This window comes from Martelella sp. NC20 (assembly GCF_013459645.1).
GTDB lineage: Bacteria > Pseudomonadota > Alphaproteobacteria > Rhizobiales > Rhizobiaceae > Martelella.
On record NZ_CP054861.1, the window covers coordinates 3,902,074 to 3,925,724 of the forward strand.

Annotated in this window: 22 protein-coding genes, 2 tRNA genes and 4 pseudogenes; 17 read left to right on the top strand and 11 right to left on the bottom strand. The window is 57.2% G+C overall.

The features are described 5' to 3' along the window. Positions 1 to 42: 42 nt before the first annotated feature. The 3 genes from HQ843_RS18720 to HQ843_RS18730 all read right to left on the bottom strand — a co-directional run bounded on the left by HQ843_RS18720 (position 43) and on the right by HQ843_RS18730 (position 1,556). Positions 43 to 621, bottom strand: coding sequence for a hypothetical protein (locus HQ843_RS18720; RefSeq protein ID WP_180901739.1), 579 nt, complete (start codon positions 619 to 621; stop codon positions 43 to 45). A 1-nt stretch (position 622) separates the two neighbouring features. Then, on the bottom strand, positions 623 to 1,102 hold the full coding sequence (locus HQ843_RS18725; RefSeq protein WP_180901738.1) for a hypothetical protein: 480 nt from the start codon (positions 1,100 to 1,102) through the stop codon (positions 623 to 625). A 172-nt stretch (positions 1,103 to 1,274) separates the two neighbouring features. Further along, positions 1,275 to 1,556, bottom strand: coding sequence for a transcriptional regulator (locus tag HQ843_RS18730; RefSeq protein WP_371824603.1), 282 nt, complete (start codon positions 1,554 to 1,556; stop codon positions 1,275 to 1,277). Between the two features lie 16 nt (positions 1,557 to 1,572). Here HQ843_RS18730 and HQ843_RS18735 point away from each other — a divergent pair, with 16 nt between their 5' ends. From HQ843_RS18735 to HQ843_RS18755, 5 genes are all read left to right on the top strand, one after another. Then, positions 1,573 to 2,364 (top strand): XRE family transcriptional regulator, encoded by a 792-nt coding sequence (locus tag HQ843_RS18735; RefSeq protein ID WP_246710155.1) that lies wholly within the window; start codon positions 1,573 to 1,575, stop codon positions 2,362 to 2,364. Between the two features lie 289 nt (positions 2,365 to 2,653). After that, on the top strand, positions 2,654 to 3,199 hold the full coding sequence (locus HQ843_RS18740) for a hypothetical protein (RefSeq protein WP_180901736.1): 546 nt from the start codon (positions 2,654 to 2,656) through the stop codon (positions 3,197 to 3,199). Between the two features lie 2 nt (positions 3,200 to 3,201). After that, complete coding sequence (locus HQ843_RS18745; RefSeq protein ID WP_180901735.1) at positions 3,202 to 3,444, top strand: hypothetical protein; 243 nt, start codon at positions 3,202 to 3,204, stop codon at positions 3,442 to 3,444. Continuing rightward, on the top strand, positions 3,422 to 4,495 hold the full coding sequence (locus tag HQ843_RS18750; protein WP_180901734.1) for a tyrosine-type recombinase/integrase: 1,074 nt from the start codon (positions 3,422 to 3,424) through the stop codon (positions 4,493 to 4,495). The genes HQ843_RS18745 and HQ843_RS18750 overlap by 23 nt, the downstream gene beginning before the upstream one ends. A gap of 99 nt (positions 4,496 to 4,594) precedes the next feature. Further along, the gene (locus HQ843_RS18755) at positions 4,595 to 5,521 is read left to right on the top strand and encodes a hypothetical protein (protein ID WP_180901733.1); all 927 of its coding nucleotides are present in this window, start codon (positions 4,595 to 4,597) and stop codon (positions 5,519 to 5,521) included. Positions 5,522 to 5,539: 18 nt separating this feature from the next. Here the strand turns inward: HQ843_RS18755 and HQ843_RS29515 are convergent. Beyond that, positions 5,540 to 5,662, bottom strand: a pseudogene (locus HQ843_RS29515) (IS630 family transposase); the annotation flags it as partial. 35 nt (positions 5,663 to 5,697) lie between these two features. Here HQ843_RS29515 and HQ843_RS18760 point away from each other — a divergent pair. Both HQ843_RS18760 and HQ843_RS18765 read left to right on the top strand, forming a co-directional pair. Next, entirely contained in the window at positions 5,698 to 6,408 is a 711-nt protein-coding gene (locus HQ843_RS18760) for a PIN domain-containing protein (protein WP_180901732.1), read from the top strand. Next, positions 6,405 to 8,591 carry a hypothetical protein gene (locus HQ843_RS18765; RefSeq protein ID WP_180901731.1) on the top strand — a complete coding sequence of 729 codons (2,187 nt, stop codon included), beginning with the start codon at positions 6,405 to 6,407 and terminating at the stop codon, positions 8,589 to 8,591. The genes HQ843_RS18760 and HQ843_RS18765 overlap by 4 nt, the downstream gene beginning before the upstream one ends. 223 nt (positions 8,592 to 8,814) lie before the next feature. On the opposite strand, the gene HQ843_RS18770 is transcribed toward HQ843_RS18765, so the two are convergent. Both HQ843_RS18770 and HQ843_RS18775 read right to left on the bottom strand, forming a co-directional pair. Further along, positions 8,815 to 8,891 (bottom strand) — tRNA-Arg (locus HQ843_RS18770). 87 nt (positions 8,892 to 8,978) lie between these two features. Next, on the bottom strand, positions 8,979 to 9,284 hold the full coding sequence (locus HQ843_RS18775; protein WP_180901730.1) for an ETC complex I subunit: 306 nt from the start codon (positions 9,282 to 9,284) through the stop codon (positions 8,979 to 8,981). Between the two features lie 505 nt (positions 9,285 to 9,789). Between HQ843_RS18775 and HQ843_RS18780 the strand changes: the two genes are divergently transcribed. Continuing rightward, the gene (locus HQ843_RS18780) at positions 9,790 to 11,262 is read left to right on the top strand and encodes a sensor domain-containing diguanylate cyclase (protein ID WP_246710156.1); all 1,473 of its coding nucleotides are present in this window, start codon (positions 9,790 to 9,792) and stop codon (positions 11,260 to 11,262) included. A gap of 147 nt (positions 11,263 to 11,409) precedes the next feature. Here HQ843_RS18780 and HQ843_RS18785 read toward each other — a convergent pair whose 3' ends face one another. Beyond that, complete coding sequence (locus HQ843_RS18785) at positions 11,410 to 12,354, bottom strand: AEC family transporter (protein WP_180901729.1); 945 nt, start codon at positions 12,352 to 12,354, stop codon at positions 11,410 to 11,412. Between the two features lie 115 nt (positions 12,355 to 12,469). After that, on the bottom strand, positions 12,470 to 13,213 hold the full coding sequence (locus HQ843_RS18790; protein WP_180901728.1) for a cytochrome c biogenesis CcdA family protein: 744 nt from the start codon (positions 13,211 to 13,213) through the stop codon (positions 12,470 to 12,472). A 239-nt stretch (positions 13,214 to 13,452) separates the two neighbouring features. Here HQ843_RS18790 and HQ843_RS18795 point away from each other — a divergent pair. The 3 genes from HQ843_RS18795 (at position 13,453) to xsc (ending at position 16,509) form a co-directional block, all read left to right on the top strand. Next, a tRNA-Lys gene (locus HQ843_RS18795) sits at positions 13,453 to 13,528 on the top strand. Between the two features lie 69 nt (positions 13,529 to 13,597). Continuing rightward, positions 13,598 to 14,371: a YrhK family protein gene (locus HQ843_RS18800; protein ID WP_180901727.1), complete on the top strand. Its 774-nt coding sequence runs from the start codon at positions 13,598 to 13,600 to the stop codon at positions 14,369 to 14,371. Positions 14,372 to 14,733: 362 nt separating this feature from the next. After that, positions 14,734 to 16,509: a sulfoacetaldehyde acetyltransferase gene (gene xsc / locus HQ843_RS18805; protein ID WP_180901726.1), complete on the top strand. Its 1,776-nt coding sequence runs from the start codon at positions 14,734 to 14,736 to the stop codon at positions 16,507 to 16,509. Positions 16,510 to 16,623: 114 nt separating this feature from the next. Here xsc and HQ843_RS18810 read toward each other — a convergent pair whose 3' ends face one another. Continuing rightward, positions 16,624 to 18,405, bottom strand: a complete 1,782-nt coding sequence (locus tag HQ843_RS18810) for an SLC13 family permease (RefSeq protein WP_180901725.1) — start codon at positions 18,403 to 18,405, stop codon at positions 16,624 to 16,626. A 313-nt stretch (positions 18,406 to 18,718) separates the two neighbouring features. Between HQ843_RS18810 and HQ843_RS18815 the strand changes: the two genes are divergently transcribed. The 6 genes and pseudogenes from HQ843_RS18815 to HQ843_RS18835 all read left to right on the top strand — a co-directional run bounded on the left by HQ843_RS18815 (position 18,719) and on the right by HQ843_RS18835 (position 22,455). After that, entirely contained in the window at positions 18,719 to 19,789 is a 1,071-nt protein-coding gene (locus HQ843_RS18815) for a linear amide C-N hydrolase (RefSeq protein ID WP_180901724.1), read from the top strand. A 33-nt stretch (positions 19,790 to 19,822) separates the two neighbouring features. Next, positions 19,823 to 19,921: pseudogene (locus tag HQ843_RS29520) on the top strand (IS5/IS1182 family transposase); the annotation flags it as partial. 659 nt (positions 19,922 to 20,580) lie between these two features. Next, positions 20,581 to 20,799, top strand: a pseudogene (locus tag HQ843_RS18820) (ISAzo13 family transposase); the annotation flags it as partial. Between the two features lie 159 nt (positions 20,800 to 20,958). Next, positions 20,959 to 21,306: pseudogene (locus tag HQ843_RS29525) on the top strand (transposase); the annotation flags it as partial. 210 nt (positions 21,307 to 21,516) lie between these two features. Next, a complete protein-coding gene (locus tag HQ843_RS18830; RefSeq protein WP_180902127.1) occupies positions 21,517 to 22,119 on the top strand; it encodes an NADPH-dependent F420 reductase in 603 nt (200 codons plus the stop codon). A 3-nt stretch (positions 22,120 to 22,122) separates the two neighbouring features. Continuing rightward, on the top strand, positions 22,123 to 22,455 hold the full coding sequence (locus tag HQ843_RS18835) for an SRPBCC family protein (RefSeq protein WP_180901723.1): 333 nt from the start codon (positions 22,123 to 22,125) through the stop codon (positions 22,453 to 22,455). Here the strand turns inward: HQ843_RS18835 and HQ843_RS18840 are convergent. After that, positions 22,391 to 22,999: a GNAT family N-acetyltransferase gene (locus tag HQ843_RS18840; RefSeq protein ID WP_180901722.1), complete on the bottom strand. Its 609-nt coding sequence runs from the start codon at positions 22,997 to 22,999 to the stop codon at positions 22,391 to 22,393. The genes HQ843_RS18835 and HQ843_RS18840 overlap by 65 nt on opposite strands. Before the next feature lie 177 nt (positions 23,000 to 23,176). Then, a complete protein-coding gene (gene sdhC / locus HQ843_RS30085) occupies positions 23,177 to 23,566 on the bottom strand; it encodes a succinate dehydrogenase, cytochrome b556 subunit (protein ID WP_180901721.1) in 390 nt (129 codons plus the stop codon). Positions 23,567 to 23,651: the final 85 nt, after the last annotated feature.

The following is a 23,651-nucleotide window of genomic DNA, read 5'->3' on the forward strand; positions in this document are numbered from 1 at the left end:
CTGCACAATGCGGGCAACGAATTCTGGTAACCCTCGCCCCGCTCACAGCTTGCCCTCCCGGATAATCCGGTTTTGCTGCGCGCGAATTTCGTCGGCGCGGACTTGCAGATCGAGCGACGTGTTCCGCAGGCGCTTGCCCTGAGTGGTATGAGCGACAAGCTCGGCGCGAAATTTCTCATAATCGGCAGACCATTCCGAAAACCTGCGGCGATTTTCAGCGAGATTCGGGTTTTCATTGGCCGGACCAAACATGAAATCGCGTACTTCCGCGACCCATGCGCAAGGCACGCCCAGATCCCGCGCCACAAGATCATCCGTCCATGGCGCGATATAGCCGCTGTCATCGTAAACATCGGCAATCTTGTCGGCGACGATGCGCCGGTCCTCGCGCTGCATCTGGGGCGGCGGCTCCGCTTTTGATGCCGACACAGTCGTCTTTTTCGCAATGGTTTTCGTCGCCATCTCCTGGCTCTCCTTTCCTTGATTTTGGTGATCGGGATCGCAGGCAAACGGGCGATCATCGAAGTCGTTGCCGAAGCACGTCAGGCAAAAGGTAAAGCCGCAGCTGTCAGTAATCCTGCAGCGGCTGGTGTCTCGCGGGCTTTGCGTTTCGATGGTCATCTCAGACCTCGCCTTCGCATCCGTGGGCCTTGCTCTCCACGGTGTGGGCAACCCGCATGAAACTCGCGTATTTTTCGAGGATTTCGGCCGCTTCACGCGGATCAACCTTGCCATCGGCAACGGCCTGGATCATGGATTGTGACAGCGCGTGAAAAGCGTCCTGAAACACGCCGATATCGGCAATGCCGAGCCTGCCGGCGCTGTCTGGCTGGTCGTCGCGAACAAGCCGGTAGCCCTGCAGCCGTGCCATCTCGCCGACGATGACAGGCGCGCCCGCTTCCATGTCGGCCTCGACGGCTACGTCGATCGCCATCACGTGCTGGGTTTTCCGGCTGGGGTCATGGGTCCAGCACTTGGAAAGCTGCCCCTGCGTCGCCCGCGTGACATACTGAAACCGCTCCGGCCCGCCGCCCTGCACAACCGAACGGCGGGAAGCCTCGCGCAGGCCATCGACAGCCTTCTGCGCCAGCAAACGCTGCATCACAGCACCTCATTGTGAGAATTAATTCGGGGGAAGCATTCACGGCGGACTACCGACCGTGATGCTATACCGGTGAAGTCGAGGAAAGAAACCAGATCGGAATTGATGTCTGGACGGACGATCGTATTCAAATCTGGATGCGCCGCGTGAAACGAACACTGAGTTCGGAGGTCTAACATTCGCCCTCCAGGTCCAACGGCGGAGCGCCATATATGTCTGGTCGCAGGTGGTAGCGCGATACGCCGACGATGCGCTCAATATCGAGTACACGACCTGCAGGCACGCGCTTCCACTGAGAAACGGCCTGAGGTGAAACGCCCCCAAGTGCCTTTGCTAGGGCGACCGGGCCCCCTGCTTTCTGTTTTGCCAGCTTACAAATGTTCTCCATACCAAATTGTAAGCATAACTTGCATATGTAAGCAAGCATATCTTTCAGTGAAAGATCAGCTTTCATCGGTCATAATTCAGGAATGATGACCAAGCGAAAAATCGATAAAGCTCGCGGCGAACGCATCCGACACGTCCGATCTGAAATCCTAAAGATCGGTTCGCAGGAGCAGTTTGCAAAGCTGTTGAGCCAACACGGGCCAGCAGTCACCCGTGGTGCGGTCGGCAACTGGGAAACCGGAAAAGAGGTCGGTATCGAGAACCTCAGCCGGATATGTAAGGTCGCCAAGGTTAACCTCGACTGGCTCGCCTACAATCGAGGAAAACCGAAGGGGCTGGCAATTGCCTCGTTCGATCCCGACAGCCCAGAAAATGAATATTCCGAAGCAGGCTATACCCGCGAACACTGGCAAGGCTCGCAAGAGGGCGCTATTCCGGAGATCGATGGCAAACTCGGCGCCGGTCAGGGCCAAGTGGGCGAGATAATAAACTTGCCGGTCGGAAAGAATGTGATTTCCGGCCACGCGGTCAAGGCAGAGTGGATACTACCGATTGAATACCTGAGAAATGAAGCCAAGGCCTCGCCCGCAAAAACGATCGTCATGGAAGTGGTGGGCGACTCAATGTCGCCGACCTATCAGCCTGGGGACCGCGTTCTCGTAGACCTTTCCCAAAACACCATGACGTCAGACACTGTTTACGCGATATCTGATGGTGAATCGGAGCCTCAGATAAAAAGGCTGCAACGCGTCCCCTTTAGCGCTCCCACAGAGGTCATAATTATCTCCGACAATGAGAACCTACAGGATTTCACTGTCGAGCTGGACCGCCTGAAGATCCTCGGCCGAATTTGCGGCGTGATCGCCCGACGCTAGATTAAGTCGCCTCCACTACCGAAACAGCCTTGCGCAGAAAGCCTTCAGCGCTCGGCAGCCGGTACGTCAATTTGACAGCATTGCTTTCATTTTCTGATAATGATATGAAAGCATATCTTTCAATGCGGATGTATCGGGGGAAATGCATGACTATCGACCATATGATCGGCTTCTTTTGCGGAGCCTGCGCAGCGATCACAGCCTTTTCCTTGATCGGCGGAATCGCGATGCACCGAGGCCTCAAGCGAACACAGGCCACGCTTTCACGTCATCGGTCTCGAAACCAATGATGCCCGAGCGAACTCCCGCCGGGGACCGCCTCGCTCGTATTCGCGAACTCGTCGCGGGCTCCGCCCCAGTTCTCCAGATTTCGTCTGACATCGAAGGCCTTCACCTCGAGGCCGTCAGCATGGACCCGGGCGAGCCCGAAGTTTTGGCGCTCGTGCCCGCCACATGCCCTGCCTCAAATCGCGAACTGCTGCTCAAGCATGTCGAGATACCGGCCGACCTGATCCGCATGATTGACGCAGCGGCCAAACTCGACCGAAGGCGCCGGACCGAAATCGAACGCTTGCAGCTGGAGCTGGAGGCACGAGGCGGCAGACCGACAAAGAACTACGCCGCCCAATGCGCGATGAAATGCAGCGAACCCGCCTTCAAGGCATTCATTGAAGTCCGACACGCCCTCGCACGCCCGCTGACAGATGAACGCGTCGCCGCGCGCGTGCGCTCGGTCCTGGCCATTTCAAGCCGAACCGACCTGAACACAAGCAGCGAAGCCGCCGCGCGCTGGCGCGCCATGGTGGTAGATTTTGACGCATGGAGGAAAAGGTAACCATGGCACGCCGAACCATTCCATTCACTCAGGATGCCGTTAAGCGCGCGATCATGGCCGTCAGAGCCGCCGGCGTGGACGTTCGAACCATCAGCGTGCGCCCCGACGGCACAGTTGTAATCAACGCAGATAGCGGGAATAATTCAGAAAACGACCTTGTCGACCGGTCTCAGCCGGAAAACCTGAATAGTCTTGATGACTATTTCGCCTGGAGGGAGAAGGATGCGCGTCGTGACAGAGCTTAAGGGCGTGCACAAGGTCAGGAAGAAACTGGCCAGCGGAAAGATCGTTTACTACCACTACGCATGGCGCGGCGGACCACGCATCAGCGCAGACCCCAAAACAGACAAAGACGCCTTCATCGCCGAATACCGCCAGCACGAGCTGGCAGCTTCAACGGAAGGCGTCCTGACACTCGAAAGCCTGATCGACCTGTTCACCGGCTCGGAAACGAAGCCGAACCCCGACTTTCTGACGCTGTCTGCTTCAACCCAACGCGACCACCTCTATGCGTTCCGTCTCATCAGGGAGCGTTGGCCCCGCCTGCCCGCGCGCCTCACCCAGCAGCGCGGCATGAAACGCGATATCAGGGACTGGCATAGATCTTTTGCGAAAAACCCTCGGAAGGCGGACAAGCTCCTGTTCTCCCTCTCCAAGGTTTTTTCGTATGCGATCAAGCACGAATACATCGAAAAGAACCCCTGCGCCGGCATAGACCGGCTCTATCGCGGATCGAGGCGTGAATTCGTCTGGACCGACGAGATGGTCGACAAGGTTCGCAAACAGGGAAAACCACACATCGTCGCCGCAATGGAGGTCGCCGTCTACACCGGTCAGCGCCAGGGCGACATCCTCGCGCTCAAATGGCCACAATACGACGGCACCCACCTGTCACTGAGACAGGGAAAAACCGGCAAACGCGTAAAGGTCCGCCTGCACAAGGACCTGAAAACCCTGATCGACCAGCTCAAGCAAGCCGCCGAAGACCGAAAGGTACGGTCCGCAAACATCCTGACAAACAGCCGTGGCCGCCCCTGGACACAAGACGGCTTCCAAACCTCATGGCGAAAAGAAATGATCCGCCTCGGCATCAAAGACGTCACCTTCCACGACCTGCGAGGCACCTTCATCACTGCCCGCCGCCGCGAAGGCTCCACCATAGAACAAATCGCCAGCATCTCCGGCCACACGATCTCAGAGGTCCGCTCAGTCCTCGAAAAGCACTATCTGGCGGACGACCAACAGGCTAGCGACGCGGTGATTTTGCGCATGGAAAGAAAGGGCATTAGCCCGTGAGACGGACTTCCTAACGCCCAAAACCAACAGATTACAAAGGACTCCACAAAAATCACACGCTGTGCTCCTATGCCTCTGAAGTTGGGCCGGGGGAAGTAGATGGAAGCGAGACTTAATCATGGTATCGAATATGACGTCACCGACGCCGTTGCAATAGATGACCTCGTAAAGTCCTTAGAAGCCCATGCCAGATTGACCAAATCCGCGGCGAAGTTGATGGCGGACCTGATACCTGGGCTGAGTGTCGATACACGGAAAGTGTCAGTCGTTTACCTAAGCCAACAAAGCCCCTTAAAGGAGCTTTTCGCTGTATCTTTAGTGCTGACCTACCAAGACGAATTGGAGGGTGAGGTGCCTTCCCTACTAGAAGCTTTGACAGGGGCAGAAATCCCAGAACAATATGATACACTGGTTACAGTGCTTATCATGCTTATCGCGATTTATGGGATTTCCAAGGTTTTCGATGCACTTTTTCCCGAGCGATCAAAAGAGAATATCAAATCGGCACAGGACGATCTCGCGAGGCGCGCCGCCGGCGTACTTGGCCTTAGTCTCAATCGGGTCATTGCAGCAGTAGAGGTTTTGTTTACCGGCAAAAGCCACAGAGTATTGGTGTCGGCCTCTCAGAAAATATTCGCCCCGACGCGGGGCCAGACAGAAGCATCAATAAAAAACAGAAGTGGAGAGATACTGATTAGTCCAAGTGCTGTGCGGGATGCTCAGACAGCTGCCGGGCTACCATACGAAGAACCAGCGCAAGACACCCCTGAAACCGAAAATCAGTTTTTCCATGACGTAAGGATTATCCTTCATGCAATGGACAAAGACCGAAAAAGAAAGGGTTGGGCGGGCCACTGCCCAGATCTATTCGATGACAGGATCCCAATGCACCTAGAGAAGCAACTTAACCCGGAAACGATTTTCGGACGTGATGAAATTAAGGGAGATATACTTCTGATGTCCGAAGAAGATGAAGAAGGTCGAATGAAGCCGCGTGAATTTTGGTTGGTTAGGGCCTATCTCTAATCGAACAAAGGAGACGGCCTAGTGGTTTGACTCCAACGTTTGGAACCCTCGGTTTCGTACGGCGATGATGTCGTCTGGGTCCGCTTTCCAGATAAATGGCTTTGGATCGTAGGCATTGTATTCGCGCACGAAACGGTTGTCAGCAGACCGCGCATCGCATCTATGAGGTAAAAACTATGAGCAAAACCGCACGAAGATGCTTTGTCCTTGTAGACTGGTGGGGGCAGGTCAGATCAGAATTTTATCGGGGTTCCCCTGGTTCCAGCAGTGAGGTTGCTCTCCGAAAGGTCGAGTTTCTGGTTGAAAAACGGCTTATCATGGAAGTCGCTCAACCCGAGCGTTGGGAGATCATCTTCAGACTGTATGCCGGATGGATGCGCGGAGGAACTCCTACGCCGGTTCTAAAAGATTACAATAAACTGTTCGATGGATATGCTAAACGTCGTAGAATGGGCACCACTCTGAAAACAGCGTTATTCCTGCCCAGTTCAATTGGTCTTTATCGTGGCGATAGCCTTTTGGCAGACGAAGTCGGGCGCCGCAAAGAAAGAACTTCCAGAGTTCATTTCCCGTTCACTTCACGATCAGAGTGCGGATGCCAACTTTGCAAGCATGTAAAACGAGTCGCACACGACGGCTTTCGGTGTGAACGAACAATTGAGAAGCAAGTGGATACATCAATCGTCGCTGATGCGATTACCTTGGCGACCTTAAAGGAAAATCTCAAAATCATCATTGTCAGTAACGACGATGACATTTTTCCTGGACTTATTGCCGGCGAATCGCTCGGTGGAGACATAACCCTAATGAACACGATTCAGAAAAACCATTCGCACGCATCCCAACTCTCTGACCTAATCCTTGGACCAGAGGAGCTCCGCGCATGACTTCGGTTGAGCAGGAGTTGTCCGATCTCAAACTTTTCGCCGATCCTTTCTCACCCTCAAGTTTTAGGCACGATGAAAATGGAAACTGGACTGCTGAGTTTGAGCGGCGCGGACGCAGAATTGCGCTGCGCCGCGAGAACGATGGAAAGATCTACAGCCTTGAACGGGGATCCGTAGTAGCCGGTAGCTTCAGGTCTCTATTGGCCAACAGAGACTTTTCAGACCTTGGATATCTGGCCAAGGCAATCAAGCACGCTTACTCGTCGTCTGCAACCAATTGGATGGAGGTGCCGTTCAGCATAGATCGCGGAACAAGCCGAGCGCGAACATTTGAAGAGGTCAACCAGTTCCTTTCAGAGCTGGTTTCAGGTGGCGTGGTTGGATTAGAGGCCCCTGCTGGCGCTGGCAAGACTCACTTCATCGAACGCCTTGCGCTTAGTCGGGCGACCAAGGTGTCGCAGCGATTTGGAATGGAACCCCTCGTAATTCCGGTAACAAGCGCTGGGAAAATCCTTTCAGCTATCGATGATCGTATCGACGGTTCTCTTGCTGCCTTGCGAGCTAATTTCAATCGAGTTGAGCTGCCTGCTCTCATGAGGCAAAATCTCATTGCGTTGGCGATTGATGGCTTTGATGAGCTATCTGATAGCCGCGGATACGATAATTCTTGGTCCGCACTTCGCGAGCTCATTAGCGATGTTGGTGGCGACAGTCTGATAATTTTGTCAGGCCGAGATTCGTTCATTGGTTTGGAGACACTGCGAAACCTTATCGGCCCTTCGGTCAAACTTGCAGGATCCGGTTTGCACTCTCTAAAGCTGGATTTTCCAGAGGCGGCTGATGCAGCCAACTGGATTTCCACGGTAAACCCTGAATGGCAGGCTTACGTAAGCGAGCTACAAGAGAGACTCCGGGCCTTCTACTGGCTTCGCCGCCCCTTCTTTGTCTCTCAAATTTCAAAAACCAAGCCAGAGGACTTCCTAAATAGCGGCGATGAGCCGATTATCTCCCTTTGTGACAATATCGTGAACCGAGAAATCGACAAGCTTGGAATTCCGTCGGATGTGACGATCGAGACAGGAAGAAAAATTGTCTATTCGATCCTCACAGAGGCCGCGAGAACAATGGTCGATTACGAAATTGACCACGTGGATGCCGCTTTGCTGGAAGTGGCCGTCGAACTTGCTTGCGAGGAACACGCTCCAGGAAAAGACGATTTTCGTCGGGCTCTCACGGCGAGGGCAAAGACACTAACACTCTTAGAGCCGGCGCTTGGTACCGGCGACCGTGACAACCGGACGTTCCCTCACGAAAAAGTCAAGGCTTTCTTCTATTCACGACACCTGATGTATGAAATTGGCGAGAGCGTTTTAACGCCTCTGGGAATTAGAAGAACTCAGCTGTCCGCATCTGACCTATCAGTATTTAGAGCTCTTTTATCACTTGAAACAAAAGATTTTTCTTGTGATCTGGTTCAAAAAGTCTCAACACTCTTAGAAGATCATGCGTCAGCGTCAACATCTTTTTCGAACTTGGCGGCGATTGGTCTTATTTGCGCTTCTGACTTGCACGTCGACAAGCCATTTGTACTTTCTGGTGGATCGATTTTAGACGCCTTAATGGTAGAAACTCCGGCTTTACGCCTGCGTCGAGTGTACATAAATCGATTGGACATATCTCATGCAGACCTTCATTCATGCGATTTTGAGGAGTGTGAGGTTGGAGAGATGATCGTGTCCACGATCACAAGGTTTGGGACATCTCTCCCCAAAGTGCACACATTGATTCTTCAGGCCACCGACGGGGATGAAACATTTTATCGCGATCTTGCTAAGATTGAAGAGATACTTGGGCAAGATGACTACAGATCACAGCCATCGAGAGAAATTGACACTCCCGATACCCTTGGAATTCTTGCGCGAATGATGTTGAGGAGTCACTGGGTAAGACTTTCGAAAGATGACAAAAGAGGGAGGAGGTTGGTAGAAAGGGCCGACTGGGAGATAACACGCGATATACTGCAACATTCGGGTTACCTTGAAGTGAAAAATATTGGCGCCGGCGGACGGCCAGATGAATTCGCACATCTTCGGAATGCGGAGAGATTCCTGAAGTCCACTGATGACCAAGGAAAAATTAGTTCCGTAATAAATTCGCTCGTTAGGGCGTTGCGTGATATCTGAGCGAAGTTGACCTGCCATTGATTTTCATCCAACCGCGACCCGAGTCCGGTTGGTATTTACGCTGATCGACGGAGGTTGAGCAATCGCCCGCGTCGCCCCGTTCCCGGCCCCAGCGACGTGCCAACAGGTTAAGAAAAGAACACAAGAGAAACGGAAACTGTAAACCAGCCTGTAAACCGGCTGAATTGCCTAGGAAATAATAGAACTAAACCATTGAAAAGATTGGCGACCCCTGCAGGATTCGAACCTGCGACCGTCGGCTTAGAAGGCCGGTGCTCTATCCAGCTGAGCTAAGGGGCCGGAAACAGGCCGCATCAATGCCTGAGGTGCGTGTGAAACACAAGCGGCGACGCTCTCGCCCCGCGTCGTCGCATTGATGAGTGCGGATTAGTGGGTCCAGGGCTGGCTGCGATTGGGGCTGAAGTTTTCGGAGTAGGATACCACCTTCACCGTCTTTTCCTTCGGCGGCAGCACACGGTAGGCGATGCCCTTGCGGCGGGCATAGTCCTCGGCGTCCTGCTGGCTCTCGAAGCGCAGCTTGACCTGCTGCAGCGTATCGGAGGACGAGGTATAGCCGAACAGCGGATCAATCGTGCGCGGCGCCTGCTGATCGAATTCGAGCACCCATTGATGGGTCTTGGCATTGCCCTGTTGCATCGCCGATCTGGCGGGGCGGTAAATCTTCGCCGACATCGCTTTTTGCTCCGCTTTGATTGTCCGCGCCGGCGGTCTTGCGCCGACGCCTGCCCTTCTTACGCAATTTTTGCGCCTCGGCAATAAAAATCAAGCCCAAAATCCAGCGGTCGTATCCGCACCCCGGACGAATGCGAGAATGTTCCCGCTGCTTAGGCGATCCGAAGCCCATTCGCAGAACGGGAAGCAGGCAGCACAACGGCGAGGGTTGAGGTTTCTCCGCAAGTCACATACATCTGGTGTCGAAACGGCATTTGTCGCCGCTCCGCGTGTCCGAGGAGATACCGAACCGACCCAACCACTGGCGGGCCGGGAACGATGCGGAAACCGAACGATTGCAGGCGGCAAATTCTGGCAGATATCCCTATAGTTCTTGGCCGGTACAAATCTATATAAGTTCGCGTTCGACGAAATCGGCATATGAGTGAACCGATGGTTGCGCTTTCATGTTACTGCATCGGGGGTCGCGTATCCATCGCCTGCCTCCGCGGTGATGAGATACATAATGATGAGCATTAAGTTGGAACACAGCTCTTTTGAACAGATGTTTGAACTCGCGCCCATAGCGATGTGGGTCGAGGATTTCAGTGGTGTCAAAAGCCTCTTTGACCGCTGGCGTTCGGCCGGCGTAACGGATATCGAGGGATTCCTGCGCGCCGACCGTTCGCGCGTGACCGCCTGTTCCCAGGCGATCCGGGTGCTGCAGGTGAACCGCAAGACGCTCGACCTGTTCGAAGCCCAGGACATGGAGCATCTCGTCGCCAACATCGATCAGGTGTTTCGCGACGACATGCTGGAAAGCCATATCAATGAGCTCATCCAGCTTTTTGAAGGCAAGCACGCCTTTTCAAGCAACACGGTCAATTACACGCTTTCCGGCCAGCGGCTCGACATCCAGCTTCGCGGCCGGATACTGCCCGGCCACGAGGAGGCGTTGGACAGGATACTGCTGACCACGGAGGACGTCTCCGTCCGCGAGGCCGCCCATCGCCGCGAACGCCAGCAGACGCTTTATGCGCAAGGCTTGTTCGAGCATTCGCCGGTATCGCTCTGGGTCGAGGATTTCTCGCGTATCCGCAGTCTTCTGGAAGACCTGCGTTCCCGCCACATTGTCGACCTTCGGGTTTTCATGGACGTCCATCCCGAATTCGTGCGTCAGTGCCTGAACGAGATCAAGGTGATCGATGTCAATCAGGCCACGCTCGACATGTTCCGCGCCGCCGACCGGCAGACCCTGTTGCAGAACCAGCATGCGATCTTTCGCGACGACGTCGACGAGCATTTTCGCGAGCAGTTGATCGATCTTTGGGAAGGCCGTCTGTTTCACACCCATGAGGTGATGAACTATGCGCTCGACGGCTCCGAGCGTTACGTGCTGCTGCATTTCTCGGTGCTGCCGGGTCGCGAGCACGACTGGTCGCTTGTGCTGATTTCGCTGACCGACATCACCGCGCGCAAGAAGGCGGAGGCCTATCTCGAATATCTCGGCCGCCACGATGTGCTGACCAAGCTCTACAACCGCTCCTACTATACCGAGGAGATCAATCGGCTCGAGCGCAAGAAGTTTCGTCCGATCGGCATACTGATCATCGACCTCAATGGCCTGAAGGAGGCCAATGACGCGCTTGGCCATGACGCCGGAGACGGCCTTTTGCGCAGGCTCGGCGAGGTGCTGAGCGAGGCCGTCAGCGCGCCCCATTGCGCCGCCCGTATCGGCGGCGACGAGTTTGCCGTGATCATGCCGGGAGCAGGCGAAGAAGACGTCAAGGCAACGGTGGAGCAGATCGGCAAGCTTTTGAACATCAACAACCAGTTTTACGCCGACGCGCCGATCAGCATCTCTGTGGGGGTTGCGAACTGTGAGCGCGACGAGACCATCGAATCCGCTGTTCGGCGCGCCGACACCGAAATGTACCGCAGGAAACGGGAATACTACGCATCGCGCCCATCGCTTGACAGGCGCAATCGCGGACAATGATGCCACAGGGCGGCGGGATGCCGCACCTGGCGCGAGGCGCTCCGCCCTAGAGTCTGTCAGGTTCAAATCGAACCAGACAGACTCTAGATTTATTTGTTTTCGTTTGTCTTTTCGGGAAAACCGGATTCCACTTTTCCCTGACAAACTCTAAAACGGAATGGCATTGGCGTTGATCAACGCCAAGACTACCCCAAGCGTCGCCACCGAGCAGACCGTTGAAATCAGGATCGCCGCCGAGGCGCGCTCATACCAGATGCCATATTGGCGGGCGATGACGAAGACGTTCGTCGCCGTGGGAAGTGCCGCCAGCAGCACCGCCGCCTTGACCCAGAGCGGGTCGAACCCGCCATGCGCCATCATGAACAGATAAACCAGAAGCGGGTGCAGGATCAGCTTTGCCGGCACGATATAGCCGATTTCCGCCGGCACGCGCCTGACCGGCCTGAGCGCCAGCGTGACGCCCATGGCAAACAGCGCGCAAGGTGCTGCCGCCTGGGCAAGATAATCCACCAGCCGGTTGACGGCCTGGGGCACGGCAAATCCGGTTGCGGCGACCGCGAAGCCCAGCGCCGTCGCCACCACAAACGGGTGAAGCAATGCGCGCATGACGATATGGCGGATCAGCGAACGCCCTGCCCCGCCGCCGGCAGTCGCCATCACCGTCGGCGCGACGATGAAATGCAGCGCGTTTTCGAAGCAGATGATCAGCGCCACCGGAACGGCAGCTTCCTCTCCCAGCGCCAGAAGCGCAAGCCCCGGTCCCATGTAGCCGATATTGCCATAGCTACCGGCGAAGGCCTGGATCGTGGTTTCCCGGACGCCGTTGCGCTTCCAGAGGTAGCCGACGGCAAAAAGCAGCCCGAACACGGTATAGGTCGCAGCTAGATCGATGGAGACGAAATCGAGCCGCGTCAGCTGCTCGAACGGGGTGCGCGACACCAGCTTGAAGAACAGCGCCGGCAACGCCGCGTAGATGATGAAGATATTGAGCCAGGCGGTGCCTTCTTCTGGATGGCGAAAGATCTTCGCCGCGCCGAAACCGATCGCGATCAGCCCGAAGAACGGGAAAAGCAGCGCTAGAATATCGGCCATGGCTCCGATCGCTCCGTCGCGGGCAGCGCGGCGGCGTCCGCTTTGCCCGGACCCGCTCTAACCGTTCCTTTTGCCGCATTTTCGCGGTCAGGTGATTCCACCTGACAGCGAAATGCTAACCGATCCGCGAGAGAACCGGAAAGGTCTGCTGAAACCAGATCGCCATATCGGCAATGAAGCCGAAAAGAAAGGCGACGCCGGTGAGAATCAGCAGCACGCCCATGATTTTCTCGACAGCACCCAGATGTTTCCGAAACCGCGCCAGAAAGCGCATGAAGGCCCCGGAGAAGAACGCCGCGATCCAGAACGGCACGGCAAGGCCGAGCGAATAGACCGCCAGCAGCACCGCGCCGTTTGCGACCGTGGCCTTGGTGGCGGCCACGGCGAGAATTGCCCCCAGCACCGGCCCGATGCAGGGCGTCCAGCCGAAGGCGAAGGCGAGCCCCATGATATAGGCCCCGGTGACGCTTGCCGGTTTGCCGCCGCCGTGAAACCGCGCCTCGCGCGAGAGGATCGGGATCCTGAGCACGCCCAGGAAATGCAGCCCCATCAGGATGATGACCACGCCGCCGACCTTGCTGAGGATGTCCATGTGCTGGCGCAGCAATTGGCCGATGGTGGATGCCCCGGCCCCGAGCGCCACGAAAATCGTCGCGAAGCCAAGCGTGAAGAACAAGGCCGGCAGCAGCACCGCCCATTGGCTCGGCGGTTTCGCCTCGCCGCCGCCCTTGAGCTGGTCGACCGAAATTCCCGCCATATAGCAGAGATAAGGCGGCACCAGCGGCAGCACACAGGGCGAGAGAAATGACAGCGCGCCCGCCAGAAGCGCGCTCAGAAAGGAAATATCGCCGATCGACAAGAAACCTGCTCCAACACCTTGCATTCCGGGCGCAGGCGAAGCCCTTACCCCATTTCCGGGGCCACGCAAATGACCCCGGAACGCATCCGGCGGTCTTAAACCGGATGGCCGTTCAAATCCAATCACCTTTACGCGCGCCGAAAACCGCAGCATTATCGCTTTCGCGGTGAAATACCGGGTTGACCTTGTGAGAGACCCTTTCTATGTTCCGCCCACTTTCAGCCGGTTACCCGGCTCGGGAGAGCGTAGCTCAGCCGGTAGAGCAACTGACTTTTAATCAGTAGGTCCAGGGTTCGAACCCCTGCGCTCTCACCAGATTTTCACCAATCGACGATTTAATCGATTCTTTCGCCGTGCGCATTGTTTCCGGAAATGGGGTGCCGCATGCCGCATATGTTCGTCAATCGACCGCGTCTTCACGATGTGATTGCCGAGACGCCCGCGGACAGAAAGAACTTCCGCTGGGAGACCATCAACGCGATGGCCTATCAGGCTGGCGGGCTGATCTTCATCTTCGGAAGCATCTGCTTCTTTCCGGCACTTTCGGCCTATGCCGATCTTGGGGCGTGGATTTTCTTTTTCGGCTCCCTGATCTACCTCGCCGTGACCGGGCACGATCTGCTCGAGGTGTTCACATACGCCAGACAGCGCACGGACCCGGCGACCGTGTGGGACAGGCTGGAGTTCTGGGCGGCCTGGACCTATGTCCTGGGAACCGTTCTGTTCGTCGTCGGCAGCATTTTCTTCCTGTCGTCCGTCGGGCTTTTCACGGCAGGCGCCTGGTGCTTCATCATCGGCAGCATAATGTTCGTGGCCGGCGCCGTGATCAATGTCATCCAGATCGTCCAGGCCGACGATCTCGTTACCCTGCAGATGATGAACCTCACTGCCCTGACATTCGTGGTCGGCTCCACGCTTTTTGCGGTTGCCTCGATCCCCTATCTCTGGTCGCTCGCCAGCGAGCGCGACGAAACCCTGCTGGATGGCTTTCTGGCCTGGCAATATCTCGTCGGCAGCATTCTCTTTTTCGTCGGCGGCCTCTTCAATTACCGGCGCGCCTATCGGGTTGTCGCCATGGCGCTGGGAAGGCCAACCTCCTACGCGCTTCATCCGCTGAAGCCGCTTTCGCCCCGCAGGAAGAAACGCTGGGAAAAGTGACGGTCGCCCAAAGCCGATCTTGCTTGAAACCCCGGTCATGACGATAGCGCTGCTGCGTACCGCGCACGACCTCATATCTGCCGGGAGCTTGTTGATCCGTCGCGCCGCGCGTTGGAAGCGACATTCAATGAATGAAAAATATATTTATTATCAATTACTTACAACTGTTTCCTGATTACGTTTCATATAACCTTCATTGGCCCTCACCTGTTTCCTCCCGTGGTTGCCATCTCGCAAACTCAATGCATTTAATTCTGCTAAGCGCAATTTTGTATTGATATACGGATTTATCGGTGACATCTTCCCGGTCGAAGGAGACGCGAAACCGGTTGTGGATGGTTTCGCCCTGAAGGAGACCAGCTATGAAAATGACGACTGAAGAAGCCTTCGTGAAAACACTGCAGATGCACGGCATCGAACATGCGTTCGGCATCATCGGCTCTGCCTTCATGCCGATTTCGGACCTGTTTCCGAAGGCAGGCATCACCTTCTGGGATTGCGCGCATGAGGGATCGGGCGGCATGATGGCCGACGGTTATACCCGCGCCACCGGCAAGATGAGCATGATGATCGCGCAGAACGGCCCCGGCATCACCAATTTCGTCACCGCCGTCAAAACCGCCTACTGGAATCACACGCCGCTTCTGCTGGTAACCCCGCAGGCCGCCAACAGGACCATCGGTCAGGGCGGCTTTCAGGAAGTCGAGCAGATGGCCCTGTTCGAGGACATGGTGGCCTATCAGGAGGAGGTGCGCGACCCGTCCCGCATTCCCGAAGTGCTCAACCGCGTGATCCTCAACGCCAAGCGCATGAGCGGCCCGGCGCAGATCAACATGCCGCGCGACTTCTTCACCCAGGTCATCGACGTCGAGATGCCCGAGATGGTGACCTTCGAGCGGCCCGGCGGCGGCGAGGAAGCGCTGGCGCAGGCCGCTGCCCTTCTGAGCAAGGCCGAATTCCCCGTCATTCTCAACGGCGCCGGCGTGGTGCTTTCGGGCGCCATCGGCGACACGATCGCGCTTGCCGAACAGCTCGACGCCCCGGTCTGCGTCGGCTACCAGCACAACGACGCCTTTCCCGGCTCGCATCCGCTCTTTGCCGGCCCGCTCGGCTATAACGGCTCCAGGGCCGCCATGGAACTCGTCAACAAGGCCGACGTGGTGCTGTGCCTCGGCACGCGCCTCAACCCGTTCTCGACGCTTCCCGGCTACGGCTTCGACTACTGGCCGAAAAACGCCAGGATCATTCAGGTCGACATCAATCCGGCGCGGATCGGGCTCACCAAGAAGGTCAGCGTCGGCATCGTCGGCGATGCCGGCAAGGTGGCGCGCGCGATTGCCGCGGCACTTGAGCCCTCGGCCGGTCAGGCGAACCGCGCCGAACGCAAGGCGCTGATCGCCGAGACCAAGAGCCGCTGGGCCCAGCAGCTTTCCAGCATGGACCATGAGGACGACGATCCGGGCACGACCTGGAACGAGCGCGCCCGCGCCGCCAAGCCGGACTGGATGAGCCCGCGCATGGCCTGGCGCGCCATCCAGGCCGCCCTTCCCCGCGATGCGATCATCTCGTCGGATATCGGCAATAACTGCGCTATCGGCAATGCCTATCCATCGTTCGAGAAGGGCCGCAAATATCTCGCCCCCGGCCTGTTCGGCCCGTGCGGCTACGGCCTGCCATCGATCATCGGCGCCAAGATCGGCTGCCCGGATACGCCCGTGGTGGGCTTTGCCGGCGACGGCGCATTCGGCATCGCGGTGACCGAGCTGACCGCGATCGGCCGCAAGGAATGGCCGCCGGTCACGATGGTGGTGTTCCGCAACTATCAGTGGGGTGCTGAAAAGCGTAACTCGACGCTCTGGTATGACGACAACTTCGTCGGCACCGAGCTCGACCTCGAGGTCTCCTATGCCGGCATCGCGCGGGCCTGCGGCCTTCAGGGCGTGCAGGCGCGCACCATGGACGAACTGACGCAAATGCTGGCGCAGGCGGTGGAAGACCAGATGACGAAGGGCAAGACCACCCTCATCGAGGCGCTGATCAACCAGGAACTCGGTGAACCCTTCCGCCGCGACGCCATGAAGAAGCCGGTCGTCGTCGCCGACATCGACAGTGCCGACATGCGCCCGCAGATCGTCTGAGACGCGCGTGCCTTGCTGGACTGCGCGTGAATATGAGCGGCCGCGTTCCCTCGCGGCGGCTCACCGCGCCAGACCCCTTCAACAGGTTCGGGCGCGCGATGCCCTGCCCCGCAATCACATCGGGAAAAAGAGACCTATGGCGAAAACGGACGTGAAGCCGACGATGATGTTCATCGGAATGCCCATCTTGAGGAAATCGCTGAACCGATAGTTTCCGGCCCCATAGACGAGCGTGTTGGTCTGGTAGCCGATCGGCGTCGCGAAACTTGCGCTGGCGGAAAACATCACCGCGACGACAAAGGGGCGAGGATCAAGACCGAGTTGGTTGGCGAGCGTTATGACGATGGGCGTATAGACCACCGCAACGGCGTTGTTGGTGACGGTTTCCGTCAGGATGGACCCAACGAAATAGACGGCGAGCAGCATGAGAACGGGCGAAAGGTTTTCCAGCCATGGCTTCAGCATGTTGACGACCAGTTCGACCGCGCCGCTGTTCTCCAGGCCGGAGCCGACAATCAGCATCGCGAAGATCAGGACCAGAATGGATCCGTCGATGGTCTGCCATGCCTCGTCGCTGTCGATGCAGCGAAGCGCGAGAATAACCGCAACCCCCAGAAGCGCCAGAATACCGATGGGCATGACGTTGAAAGCGGCAAGCGTGACGATGCCCACCAGGGTCAGGACAGCGATCGGCGCCTGGCGTCGCCGAAAGGCGCGGCCGCCAGGTTCGGTGACGGACACGACATCGCCGACCCTCGACAGATCGCTGAACCCTTCGGTGGTGCCTTCGAGAAGCAGCTTGTCGGCCGGGCGCAACTGAACATTGGGCAAGTCCGGCCCTGCCACATGACTGGCGCGGTAGGCGCCGAGGACGCGCATGCCGACGCGCCTTCCAAGCGCCAGATCCGCGATCCTGGCGCCGGAGCTTCTGCGCGACGGCGATACGATGACCTCGGCCACGCGCAGTTCGGCATCAGGGTCCAGAACGACCGATCGCCGCAAGCCGACCTGCAGCCCCGCCTGCTCCTCGAAGGTCAGGAGCTCGGAGGTCGGGGCAATGAGGATCACCGCATCCCCCTGCTGGATGACGTGTTCGGGCAATCCGCTTCTTTCGATACTGGTTCCGCGCCTGATGCCTGTGACGCGGATACCGGAGCGCTGAAAATCGCTGACGTCGGAGAGCGCTTTGCCGATTCCGGCATAATCGGACAGAATGGTGATCTCGGACAGAAAGGGGGTCTCTTCATTGTCGACATTCTGGTCGGAACCGCGGTGCGGCAGCAGGAATTTGCCGAGCACGAAAACCGAGACGCCGCCCACGACCGCCGAAATGATGCCGACCGGCGCGATCTCGAAAATGGAAAACGGCTCGAGACCGTTCTGCTGCGCGACCCCGGCCACCAGAAGATTGGTAGAGGTGCCGATCAATGTGCAGGTTCCGCCGAGAATTGCCGTATAGGAAAGCGGTATCAGCAATCGGGTGGGCGCCATGCTCAGGCTCGCGGCAAGGCGCACCACAACCGGAATCAGCACGAGAACAACCGGCGTACTGTTCATGAAAGCGGATGCCGATGCCGCGATGATGATGAAGATCGCGATCGCAAGGATCGGGCGAGATTTGGCCTTCTCCACGATGAAGCCAGCAAGCGCGTCCAGTACCCCTGTGCGCAGCAGTGCACCGGAAACCACGAACATCGCTCCGATCGTGATCGGGGCGGAGCTGGAAAAAACCGCCATCACATCATCCGTGGGCACCAGGCCCAGGACAATGAACACCGCCGCACCGATAACCGCCGTGATATCCGGTGGATATTTCTCGATGGTGAAGGCAACGAACAGAAGCCCAAGAAGCACCAGTGCCACGATGGACGGGGAAACGCCGATGAACTCGATCATGATCTTCCGTTCTGCTGTCCGACATGGGAGCAAATGCCGATATTCATTTCCCAGCTTCCCAGCTTCCCAGGTTACGACGATCTGAGAAGCGAACAAACCACCCGGCGTGCGCGCCATGAACGCATTCCGCCGCTGCCTGGCGGCACGCCATACGCTCGCCCCGTGGATCGTGGCCCGCTGGAATAACATGGTGGGTTGAAATGCGTTTGTCATCACTTAACCTTGACCAACCCGCCTGCAACCGTCCACGTTGTGCTAACAGGTCGCCCCCATCCAATCTTGTTGGGGGTGGCCGCGGTACAAAATTGGAGGGATGATTTTGAAAGCAAACAGATCGCTTTGGCGCAGCCTGACCCTGGCCGCCGCGCTTTCAGTGGCCGCGGCGCCAATCGCCGACGCCTGTACGCGTGTTGTCTATCATGGCCCCGATAATCGTATCTTGACGGCGCGCTCCATGGACTGGAGCCTGCCAATGCTATCCAATCTGTGGGTGTTCCCGCGCGGCATGTCCCGAAATGGTGAAGCGGGCGAGAATTCACTGACCTGGACATCAAAATACGGAAGCATGATTGTTTCCGGTTATGATATCTCCACCGTGGATGGAATGAATGAGGCCGGCCTGGTGGCCAATATGCTGTGGCTGGTAGCGTCCGAATATCCTGAAAATGACGGCACTACCCCCGAAATGTCGCTGGCGATCTGGGCGCAGTATTTTCTGGACAATTACGGCAGTGTTGCTGAAGCCGTGGCTGATATGGAAAACAACCCCTTCGATGTGGTGACTGCCGACGTTCCCGATCAGCCCGGACGCTTGGCGAAAGTGCACCTTTCGCTCTCGGACGCCAACGGCGACAGCGCCATTCTGGAATGGCTGGAAGGTAAACTGGTCATCCACCATGGTCCTGAATACCGCACCATGACGAATGATCCGCCATACGACCAGCAGTTGGCGGTGGTCGATTACTGGCAGGACGTCAACCCGCGTGAGGTGCTGCCCGGCTCAACCCGTTCTCCTGATCGTTTTGCCCGTGCCGACACCTATATCGACATGGTGGTCCAATCGGATGACCCGCGTATCGCGGCGGCAGCTGCCATGAGTGTGATCCGCAACGCTTCTGTCCCTTATGGCATTACCACGCCAGAGGCGCCGAACCTGTCTACCACGCGCTGGAGGGTCGTGGCAGATCATAAGGATAAGCTGTTCTACGTTGAATCAGCGATTTCTCCGAACCTGTTCTGGGTCGATCTGAATAATCTGGATTTCTCTCCCGAAGCCGGGGTGCGGATGCTGAATTTGGGTGTAGACATGGTCGAGCTGCAATCGGGCGAGGTTTCAGCAGATTTTACGCCTGCCGAACCTTTTCAGTTCGAGCCGGCTCACTGAGAGCCCAACTCGAAAAAAGTTGAGCGGGTTCACTTGCCGAGGGACCCGCCGCCCTATTCGACGGTTCAGCGCAATTTCTACGAATGGCGCAACAGCGGTCTGTTGCAGATCATCCGCTTTCATCTTGTCATGGCGCAAGGGGCCTTCCCTTCCGATCGGTCGATGGTTTTCGAACTGAACGGCAGAAGCTCATGCGCCGTGAGGAATTCTCTTTTCACGGCCTTCGCAAGAACGCGGTCATCAATCTATTGGAGGTTGGCTAAACCGAGAACCAGGCGGGGAATCTGCAACATGTCACCGCAAATGGTTCAGCATTGATGAATTTCAGAGAGATAAAATGGTGGGTGATGTAGGTCTCGAACCTACGACCCGCTGATTAAGAGAAGATGCTTCTCATAACAACGATTTGATTTCAAATGAGAAGAGTTTCCATAAGGTTATGCACATTACACGATTTTACCCAAGAACAAACAGTGAATTGATAACCGGCTCGTCTGCCTTACCCGCAACGAAAAGGCCGCTGGTCAGCTTCGAAATACAGCCCGACCGGGATCCCTCGTCCCACAGATGACCGCTAAGCGCCTCCATTTCGGCCATTGAACTCATGTTTCCCCGGGAGCTGTCATAAATTGTTGGCCGATCTTGGCCGCCTGCGTGACGTGGCTATTTCGGTTGCAATGCCGAAAGCAATTGATCTGCTTTGCGTTCTTAGGCAGTGTCGATAAATTTCTGAATCGAGATTTGGCATTTTGGGGACTCCCAAATCACGGCTTGGTTTGTAGACAGGGGCAATGATCGATATTTCCACCATCAAGCTCCGGTATGAGGCAGTCAGCCCAGTGCTGGACGAGTTCGGTCGCCGGCGCTTTGCGGCGGCGGAAGCGCTGGCTGCGGGCTGGGGCGGCGTCGCTGCGGTGAGTGCGGCAACCGGGATCGCGCGCAGCACCATTGGCTACGGACTGCGCGAACTGCGTGGCACGGCTCCGGATTCAGCGCCACGATCTGGCGGCTTCTGGACCGTCACGACATGACGCTCAAAAAAAGACCGCCCATGCCGCCGAACAGGAACGCGACGATGTGAAGGCGGCTCGCCAAGCCTGGTCCGGCAGGCAAGGCGATCTCGAGATCAAGCGGCGCTCTTCATCGACGAATGCGCCACCAACACCAAGATGGCGCGCGCGAGGGGCCGTTCCAGGCGCGGCGAGCGGTGTCGTGCCGCCATTCCCCACGGCCACTGGAAGACCACGACCTTGGTCGCCGCGCTCACCAGTTCCGGCATCGATGGTCCTCGACGGAGCGATGGATGGCGATATATATTGACCGCCTATGTCGCCCAGGTGCTGCTGAAGCAGGTGCGGTCAGGCGATCTGGTGATCATGGACAACCTTCCCGCGCACAAGGTGGCGGCCGTGCGCGAGAAAATCGAAGGCGCCGGCGCAACCCTGATCTATCTGCCGGCCTATTCCCCCGATTTCAATCCCATCGAAATGGCGTTCTCGCAGATCAAGGCTCACCTCAAAAAGACTGCCGCGCGAAACCACGACACCCTCCAGGACGCAATCGCAGCCGCCATCGACAAGGGTTCCCCCCCAAAACGCAATCAACTACTTCGCCCAAGCCGGCTATCAAATCACTACAGTGTGAGCGGATTACGCTCTAGATCTCGCAGTCGATGGTGGCTGGGCGCAGGTCTGACCCCAACTTTAGCGCCAGAACGGAGAAGTATTATGAGCTACGCAATTATCGGCTTCGGCGAGATTGGCCAGACTCTCGCCAAGGCATTTGCCCGGAGCGGCATCAACGTTTCCGTGGCGACCACGCGCGACCCGAAAAGCTTCGCATCCGACGCGGCCGCGATCGGACCCGAAGTCACGGCCAGGACGCTCGCGGAAGCGGCAAAGGCGGACGTCATCTTCCTGGCTGTCCGTTTCGAGCAGCATCCGGATGTCGCGAAGGCGCTCCCCTCCTGGAAGGGGAAGATCATCGTCGACGTGACCAATGCCTACGGCGTGCCTGATGAGGATCTGGGCGGACAGCCCTCGGCAAGGGTCGTCGCGCGGGCCTTCACGGGCGCAACGGTGGTCAAGGGCTTCAACCATCTGGTTGCGCGCGTCCTCGAACAGGATCCGGCGGTGCATGGTGGCCGGCGAGTGGTGTTCCTGGCGAGCGACGACGACGACGCGGCGTCGGAAATCGGGACGCTCGCGGAAAATCTTGGCTTTGCGCCCATCAAGCTTGGCGGGCTGTCCGACGGCGGACTGCTCGTTCAGGCGCACGGAAACAGCTGGGGCCGGCTGATCTTCAAGGATCTGTTCAAGAAGGCGTCGTGAACAATGTATGACCATGTAATCTGGCCCGAGCGGTACGACCCGAAAATCTCGGCCATCTATGCGCTCAATGACATCGACGTGAAAGCTCCGCCCGAAGTGGTCTGGAAGCTTCTCGTCAATGCAGAGAACTGGTCGCGCTATTTTCCTGCCGAAGATCAGGTCAAAATCCTAAGCGGCGGGCGGGAACTGATGCTCGGGACGCGGTACAGCCGGGTGACGGCCGGCTTTCCGATGAGCCTTGTTGTGACGGAATGCGTGCCTGGCCACAGGCTCACCTGGGCGACGTCTCGACGCCTGCGACGCCGGTCATGCCAAGCGGTTGACCAATTGCTGTAGCACCGGACATCCACTCGCGGCGCAGGATGGCGTATTGCATGGTGTTTTCGTAGATCGGATTGCCCGCATCGTCATTGATGAACGATACGAACTCGATGAACACGCCTTCCCGGCGCATGCCAAGCTTTTCGCAGAGGCGCTGCGAGGGCTTGTTGTGGTCTTCGACATAGGCATAAATTCGGCGAAAGCCCTTTGCCCGGAAAAGATGGTCGAGCAGGGCCCTTGCGGCTTCGAACGCATATCCCTGACCACCGAATTGCGGATTGAGGTTCCAGCCGACCGAGGCCGTCTCGTCTTCATCTTCTCCGCCGCCGCCGCCGCCGAACAGATCGCCGATGACCTGGCCGGTCTGTTTCAGGCATATTGCCACGCAGCCCTCGTCGAGGGCGCGTTTCCTGACCTCGATCTCAGCCTCAGCCAGGTCCGCGAGCTTGAGCGAGAGGAAGCAGCGGGCCGTGGGTGCGCGCAGATAAGCGAAGAGGTCCGCTGCGTCGCCCTCCCGGAAGGGCCTGAGGATCAAGTGTTCGGTTTCAATGATCTGCATGTCCAATACTCTGCAAAAGGCTGTCAATGATGCGAACGGGAAAGGATGCAGTAGGGTATTCGCGACAATGTTGATCGGCTTCGGTTGGCCTTTTCGCCCCGTCCCCTCTGACTTCTGTGTCGCAATATTAGGAGATTTGCGACGGAAATCGCGGATTGGGGATGCTGAGTATTCAAGCTACCGAATCCAGATGTAAATCCAGAACGTCACGGTAAGAGTGATCGAAAAGATAAATGTAGCGGCGGCTGAATGTCGTGATACGACAGAACCAAAGCCCTTTCCAGTATCCATGAAAAGGTGCCGGATACCTGACGCCATATGTTGGAACATGGCCCATGTCAGACCGATTAGGATGAGCTGGCCAAACCAGCTCCCGGCGAAAGAACAGAAGATCGCATATGGTTCCGGTCCCAGCGACAGTGACACCAGAAACCAAGTGAACATAAGCATCCCGACAACGTACAGGCCGATTCCGGTGATGCGATGCGTGATCGAGGCAATGGCCCATATCTGCCAGCGCCAGACGGTCAAATGCGGAGAGAGGGGGCGAGGTCGAGGGTGTTGCATGGATGCTCTCAAGCCGGTGTCCACGACACCATGAATACAATTCGAATCCAAATACACTATGTATCTGGATTCGGCAATGCTAATG

What these genes read in the sequence shown, in the direction of transcription:
- HQ843_RS18830 (WP_180902127.1), top strand. Translation starts at nt 21,517, where the DNA reads ATGAGCTACGCAATTATCGGCTTCGGCGAGATTGGCCAGACTCTCGCC.
- HQ843_RS18840 (WP_180901722.1), bottom strand. Translation starts at nt 22,999, where the DNA reads ATGCAGATCATTGAAACCGAACACTTGATCCTCAGGCCCTTCCGGGAG.
- HQ843_RS18760 (WP_180901732.1), top strand. Translation starts at nt 5,698, where the DNA reads ATGAGCAAAACCGCACGAAGATGCTTTGTCCTTGTAGACTGGTGGGGG.
- HQ843_RS18730 (WP_371824603.1), bottom strand. Translation starts at nt 1,556, where the DNA reads ATGAAAGCTGATCTTTCACTGAAAGATATGCTTGCTTACATATGCAAG.
- HQ843_RS18725 (WP_180901738.1), bottom strand. Translation starts at nt 1,102, where the DNA reads ATGCAGCGTTTGCTGGCGCAGAAGGCTGTCGATGGCCTGCGCGAGGCT.
- HQ843_RS18735 (WP_246710155.1), top strand. Translation starts at nt 1,573, where the DNA reads ATGATGACCAAGCGAAAAATCGATAAAGCTCGCGGCGAACGCATCCGA.
- HQ843_RS18720 (WP_180901739.1), bottom strand. Translation starts at nt 621, where the DNA reads ATGACCATCGAAACGCAAAGCCCGCGAGACACCAGCCGCTGCAGGATT.
- HQ843_RS18815 (WP_180901724.1), top strand. Translation starts at nt 18,719, where the DNA reads ATGATTTTGAAAGCAAACAGATCGCTTTGGCGCAGCCTGACCCTGGCC.
- HQ843_RS18740 (WP_180901736.1), top strand. Translation starts at nt 2,654, where the DNA reads ATGCCCGAGCGAACTCCCGCCGGGGACCGCCTCGCTCGTATTCGCGAA.
- HQ843_RS18745 (WP_180901735.1), top strand. Translation starts at nt 3,202, where the DNA reads ATGGCACGCCGAACCATTCCATTCACTCAGGATGCCGTTAAGCGCGCG.
- HQ843_RS18835 (WP_180901723.1), top strand. Translation starts at nt 22,123, where the DNA reads ATGTATGACCATGTAATCTGGCCCGAGCGGTACGACCCGAAAATCTCG.
- HQ843_RS18800 (WP_180901727.1), top strand. Translation starts at nt 13,598, where the DNA reads ATGCCGCATATGTTCGTCAATCGACCGCGTCTTCACGATGTGATTGCC.
- sdhC (WP_180901721.1), bottom strand. Translation starts at nt 23,566, where the DNA reads ATGCAACACCCTCGACCTCGCCCCCTCTCTCCGCATTTGACCGTCTGG.
- HQ843_RS18755 (WP_180901733.1), top strand. Translation starts at nt 4,595, where the DNA reads ATGGAAGCGAGACTTAATCATGGTATCGAATATGACGTCACCGACGCC.
- HQ843_RS18765 (WP_180901731.1), top strand. Translation starts at nt 6,405, where the DNA reads ATGACTTCGGTTGAGCAGGAGTTGTCCGATCTCAAACTTTTCGCCGAT.
- HQ843_RS18750 (WP_180901734.1), top strand. Translation starts at nt 3,422, where the DNA reads ATGCGCGTCGTGACAGAGCTTAAGGGCGTGCACAAGGTCAGGAAGAAA.
- HQ843_RS18775 (WP_180901730.1), bottom strand. Translation starts at nt 9,284, where the DNA reads ATGTCGGCGAAGATTTACCGCCCCGCCAGATCGGCGATGCAACAGGGC.
- HQ843_RS18810 (WP_180901725.1), bottom strand. Translation starts at nt 18,405, where the DNA reads ATGATCGAGTTCATCGGCGTTTCCCCGTCCATCGTGGCACTGGTGCTT.
- xsc (WP_180901726.1), top strand. Translation starts at nt 14,734, where the DNA reads ATGAAAATGACGACTGAAGAAGCCTTCGTGAAAACACTGCAGATGCAC.
- HQ843_RS18780 (WP_246710156.1), top strand. Translation starts at nt 9,790, where the DNA reads ATGATGAGCATTAAGTTGGAACACAGCTCTTTTGAACAGATGTTTGAA.
- HQ843_RS18785 (WP_180901729.1), bottom strand. Translation starts at nt 12,354, where the DNA reads ATGGCCGATATTCTAGCGCTGCTTTTCCCGTTCTTCGGGCTGATCGCG.